This window comes from Arthrobacter sp. zg.Y820 (assembly GCF_030125555.1).
Lineage (GTDB): Bacteria > Actinomycetota > Actinomycetes > Actinomycetales > Micrococcaceae > Arthrobacter_B.
In genome coordinates this window covers 561,397-575,563 of the sequence record NZ_JASKLX010000001.1, presented here as the reverse complement: position 1 = coordinate 575,563, position 14,167 = coordinate 561,397, and the positions used below count along the sequence as shown (strand labels likewise).

The 14,167-nt window shown below is 65.6% G+C and carries 18 protein-coding genes and 1 tRNA gene; 6 read left to right on the top strand and 13 right to left on the bottom strand.

Annotated features, from left to right (window positions below; translation table 11 throughout):
• Positions 1-22: 22 nt before the first annotated feature.
• Positions 23-1,258, top strand: a complete 1,236-nt coding sequence (locus QNN99_RS02715; RefSeq protein ID WP_229964869.1) for an acetyl-CoA C-acetyltransferase — start codon at positions 23-25, stop codon at positions 1,256-1,258.
• Between the two features lie 96 nt (positions 1,259-1,354).
• Here the strand turns inward: QNN99_RS02715 and rplL are convergent, their stop codons facing one another.
• From rplL to QNN99_RS02675, 8 genes are all read right to left on the bottom strand, one after another.
• Complete coding sequence (gene rplL / locus QNN99_RS02710) at positions 1,355-1,729, bottom strand: 50S ribosomal protein L7/L12 (RefSeq protein WP_229964868.1); 375 nt, start codon at positions 1,727-1,729, stop codon at positions 1,355-1,357.
• A gap of 78 nt (positions 1,730-1,807) precedes the next feature.
• The gene (gene rplJ, locus QNN99_RS02705; protein ID WP_229964867.1) at positions 1,808-2,371 is read right to left on the bottom strand and encodes a 50S ribosomal protein L10; all 564 of its coding nucleotides are present in this window, start codon (positions 2,369-2,371) and stop codon (positions 1,808-1,810) included.
• A gap of 317 nt (positions 2,372-2,688) precedes the next feature.
• Complete coding sequence (locus QNN99_RS02700) at positions 2,689-3,792, bottom strand: GNAT family N-acetyltransferase (RefSeq protein ID WP_229964866.1); 1,104 nt, start codon at positions 3,790-3,792, stop codon at positions 2,689-2,691.
• Between the two features lie 123 nt (positions 3,793-3,915).
• Entirely contained in the window at positions 3,916-4,623 is a 708-nt protein-coding gene (rplA, locus tag QNN99_RS02695; RefSeq protein ID WP_229964865.1) for a 50S ribosomal protein L1, read from the bottom strand.
• 144 nt (positions 4,624-4,767) lie between these two features.
• Positions 4,768-5,199, bottom strand: coding sequence for a 50S ribosomal protein L11 (rplK, locus tag QNN99_RS02690; protein WP_229964864.1), 432 nt, complete (start codon positions 5,197-5,199; stop codon positions 4,768-4,770).
• Between the two features lie 129 nt (positions 5,200-5,328).
• On the bottom strand, positions 5,329-6,165 hold the full coding sequence (gene nusG / locus QNN99_RS02685) for a transcription termination/antitermination protein NusG (protein ID WP_229964863.1): 837 nt from the start codon (positions 6,163-6,165) through the stop codon (positions 5,329-5,331).
• Between the two features lie 95 nt (positions 6,166-6,260).
• Complete coding sequence (gene secE, locus QNN99_RS02680; RefSeq protein ID WP_229964862.1) at positions 6,261-6,527, bottom strand: preprotein translocase subunit SecE; 267 nt, start codon at positions 6,525-6,527, stop codon at positions 6,261-6,263.
• 97 nt (positions 6,528-6,624) lie between these two features.
• A tRNA-Trp gene (locus tag QNN99_RS02675) sits at positions 6,625-6,697 on the bottom strand.
• 313 nt (positions 6,698-7,010) lie between these two features.
• On the opposite strand from QNN99_RS02675, the gene QNN99_RS02670 reads away from it, so the two are divergent.
• Positions 7,011-8,231: a pyridoxal phosphate-dependent aminotransferase gene (locus QNN99_RS02670; protein ID WP_229964861.1), complete on the top strand. Its 1,221-nt coding sequence runs from the start codon at positions 7,011-7,013 to the stop codon at positions 8,229-8,231.
• A gap of 33 nt (positions 8,232-8,264) precedes the next feature.
• Here the strand turns inward: QNN99_RS02670 and QNN99_RS02665 are convergent, their stop codons facing one another.
• Complete coding sequence (locus tag QNN99_RS02665) at positions 8,265-8,936, bottom strand: LuxR C-terminal-related transcriptional regulator (RefSeq protein ID WP_229964860.1); 672 nt, start codon at positions 8,934-8,936, stop codon at positions 8,265-8,267.
• The gene (locus QNN99_RS02660; protein WP_331461754.1) at positions 8,933-9,298 is read right to left on the bottom strand and encodes an ATP-binding protein; all 366 of its coding nucleotides are present in this window, start codon (positions 9,296-9,298) and stop codon (positions 8,933-8,935) included. Before QNN99_RS02660 ends, QNN99_RS02665 begins: the two co-directional genes overlap by 4 nt.
• A 35-nt stretch (positions 9,299-9,333) precedes the next feature.
• On the opposite strand from QNN99_RS02660, the gene QNN99_RS02655 reads away from it, so the two are divergent.
• The 4 genes from QNN99_RS02655 to QNN99_RS02640 all read left to right on the top strand — a co-directional run bounded on the left by QNN99_RS02655 (position 9,334) and on the right by QNN99_RS02640 (position 11,725).
• A complete protein-coding gene (locus tag QNN99_RS02655) occupies positions 9,334-9,519 on the top strand; it encodes a hypothetical protein (RefSeq protein ID WP_229964859.1) in 186 nt (61 codons plus the stop codon).
• Positions 9,520-9,578: 59 nt separating this feature from the next.
• Positions 9,579-9,818, top strand: a complete 240-nt coding sequence (locus tag QNN99_RS02650; protein WP_229964858.1) for a PspC domain-containing protein — start codon at positions 9,579-9,581, stop codon at positions 9,816-9,818.
• Positions 9,819-9,936: 118 nt separating this feature from the next.
• Positions 9,937-10,965, top strand: a complete 1,029-nt coding sequence (locus QNN99_RS02645; RefSeq protein WP_229964857.1) for a 6-phosphofructokinase — start codon at positions 9,937-9,939, stop codon at positions 10,963-10,965.
• A 40-nt stretch (positions 10,966-11,005) separates the two neighbouring features.
• Positions 11,006-11,725, top strand: coding sequence for a GNAT family N-acetyltransferase (locus QNN99_RS02640; protein WP_229964856.1), 720 nt, complete (start codon positions 11,006-11,008; stop codon positions 11,723-11,725).
• 18 nt (positions 11,726-11,743) lie between these two features.
• Here the strand turns inward: QNN99_RS02640 and QNN99_RS02635 are convergent, their stop codons facing one another.
• Genes QNN99_RS02635 through QNN99_RS02625 form a run of 3 tightly spaced genes read right to left on the bottom strand, consistent with a single transcriptional unit; the run spans position 11,744 to position 13,941 of the window.
• On the bottom strand, positions 11,744-12,142 hold the full coding sequence (locus tag QNN99_RS02635) for an ankyrin repeat domain-containing protein (RefSeq protein WP_229964855.1): 399 nt from the start codon (positions 12,140-12,142) through the stop codon (positions 11,744-11,746).
• 55 nt (positions 12,143-12,197) lie between these two features.
• Positions 12,198-13,289, bottom strand: a complete 1,092-nt coding sequence (ygfZ, locus tag QNN99_RS02630; RefSeq protein WP_229964854.1) for a CAF17-like 4Fe-4S cluster assembly/insertion protein YgfZ — start codon at positions 13,287-13,289, stop codon at positions 12,198-12,200.
• Between the two features lie 52 nt (positions 13,290-13,341).
• Positions 13,342-13,941, bottom strand: a complete 600-nt coding sequence (locus tag QNN99_RS02625; protein WP_229964853.1) for a heme-binding beta-barrel domain-containing protein — start codon at positions 13,939-13,941, stop codon at positions 13,342-13,344.
• Positions 13,942-14,167 lie beyond the last annotated feature (226 nt).

Sequence of the window (14,167 nt, the reverse complement as noted above, 5' to 3'; positions counted from 1 at the left end):
ACGACGAAAGTGGATTCCCGCCATGAGCAACCGCCCAGACCAGGCACCCGCAGGCCAAGAAGCAGCAGCCGGAACCGATGTGGTCATCGTTGGCGGTGCCCGCACCCCGCAGGGCCGCCTGAACGGCCAGCTCGCCTCCTTCACCGCTGTTGAACTCGGCGCCTTCGCCATTGCCGGAGCCTTGGAAAAGGCCCGTGTTCCGGCCGCCGACGTGCACGCGGTCATCATGGGGCACGTCGTCCAGGCCGGCTGCGGCCAGAACCCGGCCCGGCAGGCCTCCATCAGGGCCGGCATCGGCTGGAACGTCCCAACCGTCACCATCAACAAGGTGTGCCTTTCGGGTCTGGCTGCGGTGATCGACGCCGCGCGGCTGATCCGGGGCGGCGAGGCCACCGTGGTGGTTGCCGGGGGCCAGGAATCAATGACCCGCGGCCCGCACCTGCTGCCCGGGTCCCGCCAGGGCTGGAACTACGGAAACATTTCGGCGCTCGACTCGGTGGCCCACGACGGCCTGACCGATGCCTTCGACAACGAGTCCATGGGGGTTTCCACCGAGCGCGGCAACACCAAGCTGGCGATCAAGCGGCTGGAACAGGACGAAGTCGCCGCCGCTTCCCACCGCCGGGCCGCCGCAGCCATGGCCTCCGGTGTGTTCGACACCGAGATCGTGCCGGTCACCGTTCCCCAGCGCAAGGGCGAGCCCCTGGTGCTTACCGCCGACGAGGGGGTCCGGCCCGGCACCACCTCGGACACGCTCGCCGGCCTCCGACCGGCCTTTGACCCCGAGGGCACCATCACCGCCGGAAATTCGTCCCCGCTGTCCGACGGCGCCGCGGCCCTGATTCTCACGACCCGCACCTATGCGGAGGAAAACGGGCTCGACGTGCTCGCCGTCGTCGGCGCTCCGGGCCAGGTGGCCGGCCCGGACAACACCCTGCATTCCCAGCCGGCCAACGCCGTCTTCGCCGCCCTGGACCGGGCGGGATGGAACGCCGCGGACCTGGACTTCATCGAAATCAACGAGGCCTTTGGCGCGGTGGCCGTCCAGTCCCTGAATGAGCTCGGCATGGACCTGGACCAGTGCAATCTTCACGGCGGCGCGATCGCGCTGGGCCACCCCATCGGTGCTTCCGGTGCCCGGCTGGCGCTGACGGCCGCCCATGAACTGATGCGCCGCGGCTCCGGCCGGGCGGCGGTTGCCCTGTGCGGCGGCGGCGGCCAGGGCGAAGCGCTGCTGCTTTACCGCGAACTGTCCTGATCCACCCGGCTCCGGGCCGAAACGCAGAAAGACCCCGTTCCAAGGAACGGGGTCTTTCTGTTCTCCGCAGCGGAAAGCTGCGGAAGGAAAAAACTACTACTTGACGGTAACCGTGGCGCCGGCAGCCTCGAGGGCGTCCTTTGCCTTCTCTGCGGCTTCCTTCGTAGCGCCTTCCAGGACAGCCTTCGGGGCGCTGTCGACAACGTCCTTGGCTTCCTTCAGGCCCAGGGAAGTCAGGGCACGAACTTCCTTGATCACTGCGATCTTCTTGTCGCCGGCGGCTTCGAGGATGACGTCGAATTCAGTCTTCTCTTCCTCGGCCTCGGCAGCGCCACCGGCGGGACCGGCAACTGCAACAGCAGCAGCGGTAACGTCGAAGGTCTCTTCGAAGAGCTTCACGAAATCAGAAAGCTCGATGATGGACAGTTCCTTGAAGGCTGCAATGAGCTCTTCGTTGGTCAGCTTCGCCATGGTGTGGCGTCCTTCCTATAAGTGGTGCGCGGGCACCAATGTGGTGCGTCGGCACCGGAGTGTGGATTGGAAGAGCGATTACTCTTCGGTGGCTGCTTCTGCGGCCGGAGCTTCTTCTGCGGCGGCCGGAGCCTCTTCCGCAGCGGGAGCAGATTCGGTGCCCTCGTCGAGCTTCAGGCGCAGTGCATCTACCGAGCGGACCAGCATGGACATCGGTGCCTTGAGGACACCGGCGACGCGTGCGAGCTGGAACTCACGGGATTCAAGAGCAGCCAAAGCGGCAACACCGGCTGCGTCGAGGTTGTTGCCCTCGAAAACGCCGGTCTTGATGATGAGCTGCGGGTTGGTCTTGGCAAAATCCGTCAGGCTCTTTGCAGCTGCAACTGCGTCACCCTTGATGAAGGCGATTGCAGTAGGTCCGGCAAGCTGGCCGTCGAACGCGTCGATGCCGGCTTCCTTGGCTGCAATGCCAGTCAGGGTGTTCTTGACGACCGAGTACTTGGTGTCCTGGCCGAGCGAACGACGCAGCTCCTTGAGCTGTGCAACGGTGAGCCCGCGGTATTCGGTTAGGACGGCAGCAGTTGAATCCTTGAAATCGGTGACGATTTCTTCAACAGCCGTTACCTTTGTTGGCGTTGCCATCTAACCCTCCTTCCGGGGAATAGTGCCGGTGGATCGGGTCCCGAACATAAAAAACGCCCCGGGCAGATGCACGGGGCTGAGCAGTGGTAACGCATAAGCGTACCGTTTGCTGAGTTCGTTCACCTGCGCAGGCCGCCCTCTGAAGGGACTTTCGGATGTCCGATCAACCGAGGTCCATCCGCGCGCCTGGAGTTCCGGGAGCTAAGGATGGGATTGAAAGCACATCGACCGACGGTCTTTGGTATATCCAGAGTACGGGAGAATCACCGCCCGGCCAAATCCCCTGCGCAGGGCCGGTCCGGCCGGGCGGCGCGGCGTCAGGAAGCGCCGCCGATCACCTTCTGCCACTCCCCCGAATAACCCGCCGGCTGAAAGCCAAGCTCGTCATTGATGGCCAGCATGTGCTCGTTCTCGGCCGCATTCCACGTCCAGATCCGGGCGGTTTCCGGCAGCTCTTCCCGCAGCCGGACCAGGTTCGCGGCCTTGAGCAGCATGCCGAGCCGGTGGCCCCGGTGCTCCCGGAGAACCAGTGTGTCGTCCTGGAAGGCGACCGCCGGATTGCTGTTGAACACCATCAGCACCGTGTGCCCGGCCAGCGCTCCGGTGGGAAGGTGCCGCACCGCACTGACCAGCACCTCGGCGTCCATGTCCAGCGCCTTCCGCTCGGCCTCCCGGACGCGGGCGGCGTCCCACTGTTCCTCTTCGACATCCAAGCCGGCCATTGGCGGAGCCACGCTCATCGCCTGTTTCAGCCGCGCATACGCGTCCACGAGGCGCTCCGGGCACGCACCGCGCCAGAATTCGAGACCATAGTCGGCACCGGACGCGGCTGCCGCGGCGTCAAGCGCTTCCTGCCCGACGGCGGCTGCCGCCAGATCCAGCCTGCTGATCCGCTCCACCTGTTCCAGGCTAAAGCCGCTTTTCGTGGCGAAGACAGCGGCAGCGTCGGCGGGGATGCTGCCCGCTCCGCTTTTCGGTGCAAGCGTGCCGCCGCTGCCCGCAGCGGGCCGCTCCGGATGGTCCGTCTCGCTCAGGATCGTCCTTCGGCCTCCGGCTGCCGCCGCCTGCTCGACTGCTGCGTACAGGCGCGAACCGAGCCCCGCCCGGCGTGCCTGCGGTGCCACCACCACTTTCACCGAGGCGGAGTGCGTGTTGTCGGCCAGCGGCAGGCTCAGCGTCGCCAGCCCCAGAATCTCCTTGCCGGAGCGGGCGGCCAGCAGCACCCGCCGCCGCACCGGCGAGGGGCGGCACCCGGCCAGCTGCGTTGCAGGCGAGTCATGGAAGTCGGTGTTGCCCCACAGCTCCAGCATGTGGTCGTTCAGCAATTGGCCCGCGGCTATAAAGTCCGCGGCGGCAGGATCCCCCGGGTCCAGGCTAGAGGGAATGACGAGCGGGGATATCACGGGGACCGTTTTAGTCATGGCTCACATCCTGCCGGAAGTGCCTGCAGATACGCAAAAGGCGGCCGCAGCGAAAAGCTGCGGCCGCCTTCAGCGGATTCGGGACGGCCAGCGTCCCTTGGGGCCGGTTAGGCCTAAAACCAATTACGCGTCGGCAAGTACCTTGGTCACGGCCGGGTCCACGGAGATGCCCGGGCCGAACGTGGTGGAGACGGTTGCCTTCTGGATGTAGCGTCCCTTGGAAGCGGACGGCTTCAGGCGCAGAACTTCTTCAAGGGCTGCAGCGTAGTTCTCGGCCAGCTTCTGCTGATCGAAGGACACCTTGCCGATGATGAAGTGCAGGTTGGAGTGCTTGTCGACGCGGAAGTCGATCTTTCCGCCCTTGATGTCGGTGACAGCCTTGGCGACGTTCGGCGTAACCGTGCCGGTCTTCGGGTTCGGCATCAGGTTACGCGGGCCCAGGACACGGCCCAGGCGGCCGACCTTGCCCATCATGTCCGGGGTAGCAACGGCGGCGTCGAAGTCGACCCAGCCTGCTGCAACCTTTTCGATCATGTCATCGGAACCAACGAAGTCAGCGCCGGCTGCAATAGCCTGCTCTGCCTTTTCGCCCGTTGCGAAAACCAGGACGCGGGCGGTCTTACCCGTACCGTGGGGCAGGTTGACCGTGCCGCGGACCATCTGATCGGCCTTGCGGGGGTCAACGCCCAGACGGAAGGCAACCTCTACAGTCGCATCGAACTTGGACGGGTTGGTTGCCTTCGCCAGCTCTACAGCCTCAACCGGTGCGTACAGCTTGTCCGCATCGATCTTGGCTACAGCTGCTTCATATGCTTTGCTGCGCTTTGCCATCTGCTTTTTCTCCTTGTGCAGTCGTGGTCTGTCGGACCGCGCTCGGCCCTGCCACACGCCGTCGTGCCCGATGGCACGATCAGCTTTTTATGAGTGTAAATGTTTGGTCGGCGGGCGGACCCGCTTTCCGGAAGTGCGGGCTGATTAGCCTTCTACGGTGATACCCATGGAGCGGGCGGTGCCGGCGATGATCTTGGCGGCAGCCTTCACGTCGTTGGCGTTGAGGTCTTCCATCTTCATGGTGGCGATCTCTTCGACCTGGGCCTGCGTCAGGTTGGCAACCTTGGTGGTGTGCGGGGTTGCGGAACCCTTGGCGACGCCGGCGGCCTTCTTGATCAGCTGGGCAGCCGGAGGAGTCTTCGTGATGAAGGTGAAGGAACGGTCTTCGTAGACCGTGATTTCCACGGGGATGACGTTGCCGCGCTGGGATTCCGTTGCAGCGTTGTACGCCTTGCAGAATTCCATGATGTTGACACCGTGCTGGCCAAGTGCCGGACCAATCGGAGGAGCCGGGTTGGCGGCACCTGCGTTGATCTGCAGCTTGATGAGGCCGGTGACCTTTTTCTTGGGGGCCATGAAAGGGTCCTTCTCTAAATTATGTTCCCGGGGAACAGGAGCGTCCGTCCGGGTTGGTGGCCGCCATGGCGTGGCGGCCGGACGCTGCCGGCAGGGTAAAGCGGACCTGCAGACAACGAAGTCTTTGTGCTACTGCAGCTTCGTGACCTGGCCGAAGCCAAGGGTCACCGGAGTCTCGCGCTCGAAGATGGTCACGAGGACCACCAGCTGCTGGGACTCGGGCTTGATCTCGGAGATCGTGGCCTGGAGCGTCTCGAACGGGCCTTCGTTGACCGTTACGGGCTCGCCGACCTCGAAGTCCACTGCGTAGTTCGAAGACTCCTGCGCGGGCTTGCCGGCTTCGGTCTTCGGGGAAACCACTGTGTGCTCCAGCATGGAGTAAACCTCTTTGAGGCTCAGCGGCACCGGGTTGTGGGCGTTGCCCACGAAGCCGGTGACGCCGGGAGTGTGCCGGACAACGCCCCAGGACGCGTCGGTCAGTTCCATGCGGACCAGAACGTAACCGGGGATGCGCACCCGGTTGACGATCTTGCGGGTCGTGTTCTTGATCTCGACGACTTCCTCCATCGGAACCTGGATTTCGAAGATGTTCTCTTCCATGTCCAGGGTCTGGATGCGGGTCTCGAGGTTTGCCTTGACGCGGTTTTCGTAACCTGCGTAGGAGTGGATGACGTACCAGTCACCCTCCTGGCGGCGCAGCTTGGCCTTGAAGGCCTCTGCGGGATCTTCCTCGGGCTCTTCTGCAGAATCATCTTCTGCGGAGCCTTCAGATGCGGAGTCGTCGGAGACTGAGTCTTCGGAGTCTGCGGAATCAGAGTTCACGGCCTCATCGGCGGTATCGGCGTCTTCTGCCGTCACATCGCCCTCAGCGGTGGCCTCGGCGGCGTCCGCTGCGGTCGTTTCATCCTCGGCATCCAGATCAGCGGTTTCGTCATTGATCTGTGATTCGAGTTCTTGCTCGGACACGTAGATTCCTGCTTTCTTCTTCAGAGCTCTATGGGGTTTGTCACTAGCTCAAAGGCCTGCGGTTCCTGCCCTTGGGGCGGAACACAGGCAGGGCGCTAGCTCTCGCCGCTGCCTTCACCGAAGATCCACAGTGCTCCTGCACCAAAGACAAAATCCAGAACTGTCACGATAACGATCATCACGACCACAAAGGCCAGGACCACGAGGGTGTATCTCAGCAGTTCCTTGCGGGTGGGGGTAACCACCTTTTTCAGTTCAGCAACAACCTGACGCAGAAAGAGCGTTATGGCCGCGAAGAAGCCGCGCTTCTTGGGCCCGCTGGAGGGGTGTCCCTTGGAGCTGCTGGCAGCTGTCTCGGTCACCTTTCGCCTCACTCATCTGTTCGGTTCACAGTCGCAGCGCGTGCTGGGACTGCTGCTTCATGAAGGACTGCTGAGCTGTCGTGATGACAGTCGTGCGCAGGGCAGACAGGACTCGAACCTGCAACCTGCGGTTTTGGAGACCGCTGCGCTACCAATTGCGCCACTACCCTATGGAGGAAATCAACTCTACCGGTAATACCCCTCGTCAGCGAACCGGCGACGGGCACAAACCAGTGTCGAGACTTCAACACCGAAGGTCTAGTCTACTCAATGTTTCCGGTTCCGTCGAACCGGGCCGCCAGGGGTGCGCTGCGGCGTCATTTTCCCGGCCGGATCCCGCCGGATCGCGCCGCGCTGCGCCGACCTTCCGGCGCTCTTTCCGCGCTGATTCCGGCGCCGCCCCGACCGCAAGAAACGGCCGGGACCTGCCCCTGCACCTAAACTGGGAGGAAACACGCCACCGCAACCACAGACGGGAACGTCATGCCTTCCACCGGCCGTATTTCAGAGCGCATCGCCTCCATCGCAGAATCCGCCACTCTTGCCGTAGATGCCAAGGCGAAGGCCCTCAAGGCCGCCGGACGCCCCGTGATCGGCTTCGGGGCCGGCGAACCGGACTTCCCCACCCCGGAGTACATTGTCGACGCCGCCGTCGAGGCCGCCCGCACCCCCCGTTTCCACCGTTACTCCCCCGCCGGCGGCCTGCCGGAGCTGAAGAAGGCCATCGCGGCGAAAACCCTGCGTGACTCGGGCTACTCAGTGGATCCGTCCCAGATCCTGGTGACCAACGGCGGCAAGCAGGCCGTCTACGAGGCCTTCGCCACCCTCTTGAATCCCGGCGACGAGGTCCTGCTGCCCGCCCCGTACTGGACCACCTACCCCGAGGCCATCCGGCTCGCCGGCGGGGTTCCCGTCGAGGTTTTCGCCGGCCCCGAGCAGGGCTACATGGTGACCGTGGAGCAGCTCGAGGCCGCCCGCACCGACAAGACCAAGCTGCTGCTCTTCTGCTCCCCCTCCAACCCCACCGGCGCCGTCTACCCCGCCGAGCAGGTCGCGGCGATCGGCCGGTGGGCAGCCGAGCAGGGCCTGTGGGTGGTCACCGACGAAATTTACGAGCACCTGACGTACGACGGCGTGGAGTTCACCTCCATCGCGACCGCCGCGCCCGAGCTGGGCGACAGGGTGGTTGTGCTCAACGGCGTGGCCAAGACCTACGCCATGACCGGCTGGCGCGTGGGTTGGATGATCGCCGCCGCCGACGTCATCAAGGCGGCCACCAACCTCCAGTCGCACCTGTCCTCCAACGTTGCCAACGTCTCCCAGATGGCAGCGCTGGCCGCCGTGTCGGGGCCGCTGACCGCCGTCGAGGACATGAAGACTGCCTTCGATCGCCGCCGCAAGGCCATGGTCTCGGCGCTGAACTCGATTGACGGGGTCGTCTGCCCCATGCCGGAGGGCGCCTTCTATGCCTACGCCGACGTCCGCGGACTCCTCGGGCGGGAATTCCCGGGCAGCAACGGGCCGGTGCGGCCGCAGACCTCAGCGGAGCTGGCCGCACTGATCCTGGAGACGGTGGAGGTGGCGGTGGTCCCCGGTGAGGCATTCGGACCGTCGGGCTACCTCCGCCTGTCGTACGCCCTCGGCGACGAGGACCTGGCGGCAGGCATGTCCCGGCTGCAGGAATTTCTGGGCCGGGCCCAGTAGCTGCACCGGTCCTCCTCCCGGCCGCCTGCTGCCCTAGAGCAGCCGGCGGTCGGCGGCCCACCGGCTGATCTCATGCCTGCTGGATAGCTGGAGCTTGCGCAGTACCGCGGACACGTGGGTTTCAACCGTTTTTACGGAGATGAAAAGTTCCCGGGCCACTTCCTTGTAGCTGTAGCCGCGGGCGATCAGCCGCATCACTTCCAGTTCCCGGGCCGACAGCCGGTCCAACTCGTCATCGACTGCGGCCACGGTGCCGGTGCCGAACGCGTCCAGGACAAATCCCGCCAGCCGCGGTGAGAACACAGCGTCTCCCCCGGCAACCCGGACCACGGCGTCGGAGATCTCCGCTCCCGAAATGGTTTTGGTGACGTAGCCGCGGGCACCGGCGCGGATGACCGTCACCACGTCTTCCGCCGAGTCCGAAACACTGAGTGCCAGGAAACGGGTGCTGCCCAGCAGATCCCGGCAGCCGGCGATCACTTCCGCGCCGCCGCCGCCGACCCCGCCGGGCAGGTGCACATCCAAGAGGACGACGGCGGGGCGGTGGGCGCGGATCGCGGCGATCGCCGACTCCACGGTGTCCGCTTCCGCGACAACCCGCAGTCTGCCGTCCAGGTCCGCTTTCAGCCCGGACCGGAAGATGGCGTGGTCATCAACGACTACAACATTGATGCCTTCGCCGGTGATGGTGGTGGTGCTTGTCATGGATGCTCCGATGCCTGGTTGGTGTTGGTGCCCGCTTCCGCCCCGGGCCGGGACAGCGGCAGCGCCAGCCGCACTTCCGTCCCCTCCGGTCCGCTGCGGATGAGGGCGGTGCCCCCGTTGCGCCTCATGCGTCCCACAATGGACTCACGCACGCCGAGCCGGTCCGGGGGCACTGCGTCCGGATCAAAACCTGTCCCGCGGTCGCGGATGAAAACCTCGGCGCGGTCCGCCGTGCACTCCACATAGACGGAGACCGGTCCGCCCGCGTGCTGTGCTGCGTTAACAAGCGCGGCCCGGGCGGCCTGGGTCAAAGCTTCAGTGGCAGCGTCCAGCGGCGCATCCCCCACCGTCACCACCTCCACCGGATATCCGTATTCGTCCGCGGACCAGCACCATAGTGTGGGGCCTGCTCCTCACGGTCACCGGCGTCCTGGTCCTGGCCTGGCTGCTAACCGACATAGCGTTCGACCCGCTGGTCGTCCTGCTCGGGCTGACGCTCGGCACCGGCGCAGCCCTGCTCGTCGGCGGCGCGGTCAGCGCCTACGGGGGACGGAACAGCGGACGAAACAGCGGAGCGCAGTAACTTTTTCACCCCGGGCGGAACCGCCCTCCAACTTCGATTCGAAGAGGCAAGCTGAAACCATGAACCGATTCTTTAGCATTCTGCATTCCTCCCCCGTCCGCAGGACCAACGGCTGGGCAGGCGGCGTTTGCGCCGGCGTCGCCCAGCACTTCGGCTGGGATGTCGCCGTGGTCCGGATAGCCGTCCTGCTCAGCTTCCTCCTGCCGTTTGTGGGTGTCTGGACCTACCTCGCCGCCTGGCTGCTGCTGCCGAAGACCGACGGCAGCATTGCCCTGGAACGCCTGATCAACAGGCGCTAGCTGCCCATTCCCGGCTCCGCGGCTCCGCAGAGCACCGTCCTGCAGTGGCCGGCGGGCGGGGGTGGCTAGAATCGAGGCTGAGGATCCACCAGCCCCGCAACGGAACCAGAGGTTAATCATGAAGATCGGCATCCTAACCAGTGGGGGCGACTGCCCCGGACTCAACGCAGTCATCCGCGGAGCCGTCCTGAAGGGGATCAAGATCCATGGTCAGGAGTTCGTTGGGTTCCTGGACGGCTGGCGCGGCGTGGTCGACGGCGACATCATCGATCTGCCCCGCGCCAGTGTCCGCGGCATTTCCAAGCAGGGCGGAACCATTCTGGGAACCTCCCGGACCAATCCCTTCGATGGCCCCAACGGCGGTCCGGAGAAGATCAAGGCGACAATGGACCGGTTGGGAATCGACGCGATCATCGCGATCGGCGGCGAAGGCACCCTCGCAGCGGCGCAGCGGCTCACCGATGCCGGCCTGAACATTGTCGGCGTGCCCAAGACTGTGGACAACGATCTGGATGCCACCGATTACACCTTCGGTTTTGATACCGCCGTGCAGATCGCCACCGAGGCGATCGACCGGCTGCGGACCACCGGTGAATCCCACCACCGCTGCATGGTGGCCGAGGTCATGGGCCGCCACGTGGGCTGGATAGCACTGCACTCGGGGATGGCAGCCGGCGCCCACGCCATCCTGATCCCGGAGAACCCGCAGAGCCTGGACCAGATCGCCGAATGGGTCACTCAGGCCCGTGACCGCGGCCGTGCACCGCTCGTTGTCGTCGCCGAAGGATTCGTGACCACCGACATGGAATCCCCGCACTCCGAACGCGGCCTGGATGCCTTCGGCCGGCCGCGGCTGGGCGGCATCGGCGAACTGCTTGCCCCGGAAATCGAAGCCCGAACCGGGATCGAGACCCGCGCCACGGTGCTGGGACACATCCAGCGCGGCGGAGTTCCGACGGCGTATGACCGCGTGCTGGCCACCCGACTGGGCATGGCCGCCATCGACTCCGTCATCGACAAGCTCTGGGGCACCATGGTGGCCCTGAACGGCACCGACATCGTCCACGTGGGCTTTGAGAAGGCGCTGGACAACCTGAAAACGGTCCCCAAACACCGCTACGACGAAGCCTCCATCCTCTTCGGCTGACTTCGCGGGCCGGGGAGCGCTCCGGTGTAGTTTGGAACGTATGAACTTGGATCCGGGAACGATTGCGATCATCCAGCTCGCCTGGTCCCGCCGCCTCGGCCTGGCCGATGATGCGCTTGCCGAAACCGGGAGAGGCAGCCGCATTTACAGTGTGCAGGAACAGTCGCGGCGGGTGTCCTTTGTGCGGCTGTTCGGCCGGGAGGTGTTCTGCGGGCCCGAGTGGGCGGCGGACCGCGCCCGCGGCAAGAGCACCGAGGAGCTCAGCCGGCACACCGCGCTCGCCAGCCTCTCGATGGAGTACGGCGGGCGTACCGTCGGCTCGGAGCGCCTTTGTTTCGCCGATTCCTTCCCCGGGCCGGTGGAGCCTGCCGACGAAGTCGCGGTGGCCGAGGACCAGGCGCTCGCGGTGCAGCTGGAGCGCCGGTGCCCGCCCGACGACGTCGCTGCAGCCGGCTTGTCCGGCAAGGAAACGCTGTTCATCGTGGTGGATGACAGCGCTGAGGAACCGGTGCCGCTGGCCGGAGCCGGTTACAGCATCCGGGACGGGATACTCGCGGACATCAGTACGCTCACCGCGCCGGACGCGAGGCGCCGGGGCCTGGGACGCTACGCCACCTCAGTCGCAGTCGAAGAGGCCATGGCGGAAGGCCTGATTCCGCAGTACCGGGCACCGCTGGACAACATTGGCGCTGCCAGGACCGCTGCCGGCGCCGGATTTGTCGCCGCCGGCATCCGTTCCGAGGTCCAGCTCTCCGCCTAGGCGCCGCCCCGGCCGGGGTTATGGCAGCAGATCCAGCATTTCCTGCCGCTTGAAGAAGCCTGCCGTATCACGTGCACTGGGTGAGCCGGCGTCCGGGTCCGCTCCGCCTTCCAGCAGGATGCGGAAGATCCCGGTGTAGCCCTTGAATACAGCACCCGCCAGCGGGGTCTGGCCCCGGTCATTCTGCGTATTCACATCGGCGCCCCGTTCCACCAGCAGGGCAGTCAGGTTCTCGTGGCCATGGTAGGACGCCAGCATCACCAGGGTGTCACCGGAGCCGTTGGTGAGATTCACCGGCACGCCGGCGTCCAGAAAACTCCGGATCCCGTCCGTATCGCCGGCCCGCGCAGCGTCGAACACCAGACCCGCCAGTTCAATGATGTCGTCGTCAATCTCTGGACGGGGTTCCGGGGTCATCATGGATCTCCTCTGAAGGGTGTGTTGGTCTGACGTCTTTTGCCGCTGGATGCGGCTATGCCCGTGGCGGGCGAAGGAAGCCGCCGGCCCGGCCGACGACCTGCCCGGCGTCGGGCGCCACGATGATCTCCTGTGCGGCGGCGTAGGGCTCGCCGCCGTCGTTCACCATCAGCGGGGCGGCAGGATCCGCTGACCGCTTCACCACGGCCAACGCCACCGCGCCCATCTCATAGTGCTGGGCCACTGAGGTCACAGTGCCCACCTTCCGCTCCCCCAGCAGCACTTCGCTGCCGGGCGCCGGCAGGGTGTGCTGGGAGCCGTCCAGCTGCAGGAACACGAGGCGGCGCGGCGGGTGGCCAAGGTTGTGCACCCGGGCCACGGTCTCCTGGCCCTTGTAGCAGCCCTTGGCCAGGTGCACCGCAGTCCGGATCAGGTCCAGCTCGTGCGGAATCGTCTTGTCGTCGGTCTCGGCGCCGAGCCGCGGGCGCCACGCGGCTATCCGCAGGGCCTCGGAAGCCATGGTGCCGGCCAGCGTGCGGCCGGAGGCCTCCACGGCCTGTTCCAGCTCGGCGGCAGGAATCAGGTACTCGTGCCAGGGGCGGTCGCGGCCGGGATGGGCATCCTCCGGCACCCCGGTATAGGCAAAGCCTCCGGGCCCGATGTTCGGCCAAGGATCAGTCCAGCACAGGTACTGCTCCCACGCCGGGACCGGTGCCACCGAGGCTGCCACGGCCCACTCGGCGCTGGCATCCGCCACTTCCACCCGAAGCATGAACTTCATCCGTTCGAGCCAGGCGGACAGGACCGGAGCTTCCGCCGCTTCCACGATCAGCCAGGCGGTGTCACCGTCGTCGAGGATCCGGGCGTCATGCTCGATCCGTCCCTGGACGCTCAGCAGCAACAGTTCCGAGCTCATTCCGGGCTGCAGGCTGCTGACGTGCTGCGAGGAGAGCGTGTTCAGCCAGCTCAGCCGGTCCGGGCCGCTGACGGTGACCACTCCGCGGTGGGACAGGTCGACGACGGCGTTGCCGCGGGCCAGTTCCCGCTGTTCGCGCAGGGGGTCGCCGTAGTGTGCGGCGACGCCGGCATCCAGGCCGCCGGCTTCCACCGCACCGTGGCGGGACAGGAGGGGGCTTCGATAAGTCATAACGGGTGCAACGTCCTTGCGGGTGCGGCTATTCCGCCGGGCAAAAGGTGTCTCAGGAGTTTTTCTTGAGGATGGCGGACGCATGGGCCGTCAGGGCGTTGCCGCCTTCGGCCACGTCCCAGCGCCAGTACAGGTCCCCGTTGACCAGCCCGAAGATGCGCGTGGCGGCTGTGTATTCCTTGGAATTCACGCCGCGCATCACCATGTCGGTGGTCAGAGAGATCTGCGGGCCCTTGATTTGGCCGTAGTACAGCTCAGCGATGCCGCCGGGATGGACGATGGTGGCCGTGATGTCGAAGCCGCCGGTGTCGTTGCGGAGTTTTTCAACCTCGTCGGCGCTGCGCAGGGCCGGGACGATGTCCGCGGGGGTGAGCCCGGGGCCGCCGTCGGCGTCGTTCAGCGGGCGGTCCAGCGCCCAGAAGCCGGTCTCGACCGCGAGTGGCCGCAGAACGGTGCCTTCCTCGTCGGTGAGCCAGCTTTCGGCCTCATACTTCAGGTACGGCAGGCCGTTCTGACTGAAGGTGACACGCTGCGAGAAGTACTCGGAGTCTGCCTCGCCCTCCCCGAGCCGGCCGGAGCCTTCCCAGGTGCCAAGCAGCCAGGACAACGGCACGAGCTCAGGGGTCAGATCGGTGGGAATCTCCATGGGCATGGCGCTGACCTGTTCCTTCGGGTTGCTGAGAGGTTACTTCTGCCCTTTATACAGGCGGCTGACGACTAGGCCGGCGAATGCTGCCATGCCGACGCCGGTGATGCCGAGCAGAACGAGAAAGAAGATTTCGAGGGCTAAGAGCGGATCCATAGCTACATCCTAACCCGCAGCCGCGGGCGTTTCCTTCCATGACATCCCGGTGGCATCCCGCATGACATCTCCCATG

What these genes read in the sequence shown, in the direction of transcription:
- rplA (WP_229964865.1), bottom strand. Translation starts at nt 4,623, where the DNA reads ATGGCAAAGCGCAGCAAAGCATATGAAGCAGCTGTAGCCAAGATCGAT.
- QNN99_RS02645 (WP_229964857.1), top strand. Translation starts at nt 9,937, where the DNA reads ATGAAGATCGGCATCCTAACCAGTGGGGGCGACTGCCCCGGACTCAAC.
- QNN99_RS02640 (WP_229964856.1), top strand. Translation starts at nt 11,006, where the DNA reads ATGAACTTGGATCCGGGAACGATTGCGATCATCCAGCTCGCCTGGTCC.
- rplJ (WP_229964867.1), bottom strand. Translation starts at nt 2,371, where the DNA reads ATGGCAACGCCAACAAAGGTAACGGCTGTTGAAGAAATCGTCACCGAT.
- rplK (WP_229964864.1), bottom strand. Translation starts at nt 5,199, where the DNA reads ATGGCCCCCAAGAAAAAGGTCACCGGCCTCATCAAGCTGCAGATCAAC.
- QNN99_RS02665 (WP_229964860.1), bottom strand. Translation starts at nt 8,936, where the DNA reads ATGACAAGCACCACCACCATCACCGGCGAAGGCATCAATGTTGTAGTC.
- QNN99_RS02635 (WP_229964855.1), bottom strand. Translation starts at nt 12,142, where the DNA reads ATGACCCCGGAACCCCGTCCAGAGATTGACGACGACATCATTGAACTG.
- QNN99_RS02700 (WP_229964866.1), bottom strand. Translation starts at nt 3,792, where the DNA reads ATGACTAAAACGGTCCCCGTGATATCCCCGCTCGTCATTCCCTCTAGC.
- QNN99_RS02670 (WP_229964861.1), top strand. Translation starts at nt 7,011, where the DNA reads ATGCCTTCCACCGGCCGTATTTCAGAGCGCATCGCCTCCATCGCAGAA.
- QNN99_RS02650 (WP_229964858.1), top strand. Translation starts at nt 9,579, where the DNA reads ATGAACCGATTCTTTAGCATTCTGCATTCCTCCCCCGTCCGCAGGACC.
- rplL (WP_229964868.1), bottom strand. Translation starts at nt 1,729, where the DNA reads ATGGCGAAGCTGACCAACGAAGAGCTCATTGCAGCCTTCAAGGAACTG.
- QNN99_RS02625 (WP_229964853.1), bottom strand. Translation starts at nt 13,941, where the DNA reads ATGCCCATGGAGATTCCCACCGATCTGACCCCTGAGCTCGTGCCGTTG.
- QNN99_RS02715 (WP_229964869.1), top strand. Translation starts at nt 23, where the DNA reads ATGAGCAACCGCCCAGACCAGGCACCCGCAGGCCAAGAAGCAGCAGCC.
- ygfZ (WP_229964854.1), bottom strand. Translation starts at nt 13,289, where the DNA reads ATGACTTATCGAAGCCCCCTCCTGTCCCGCCACGGTGCGGTGGAAGCC.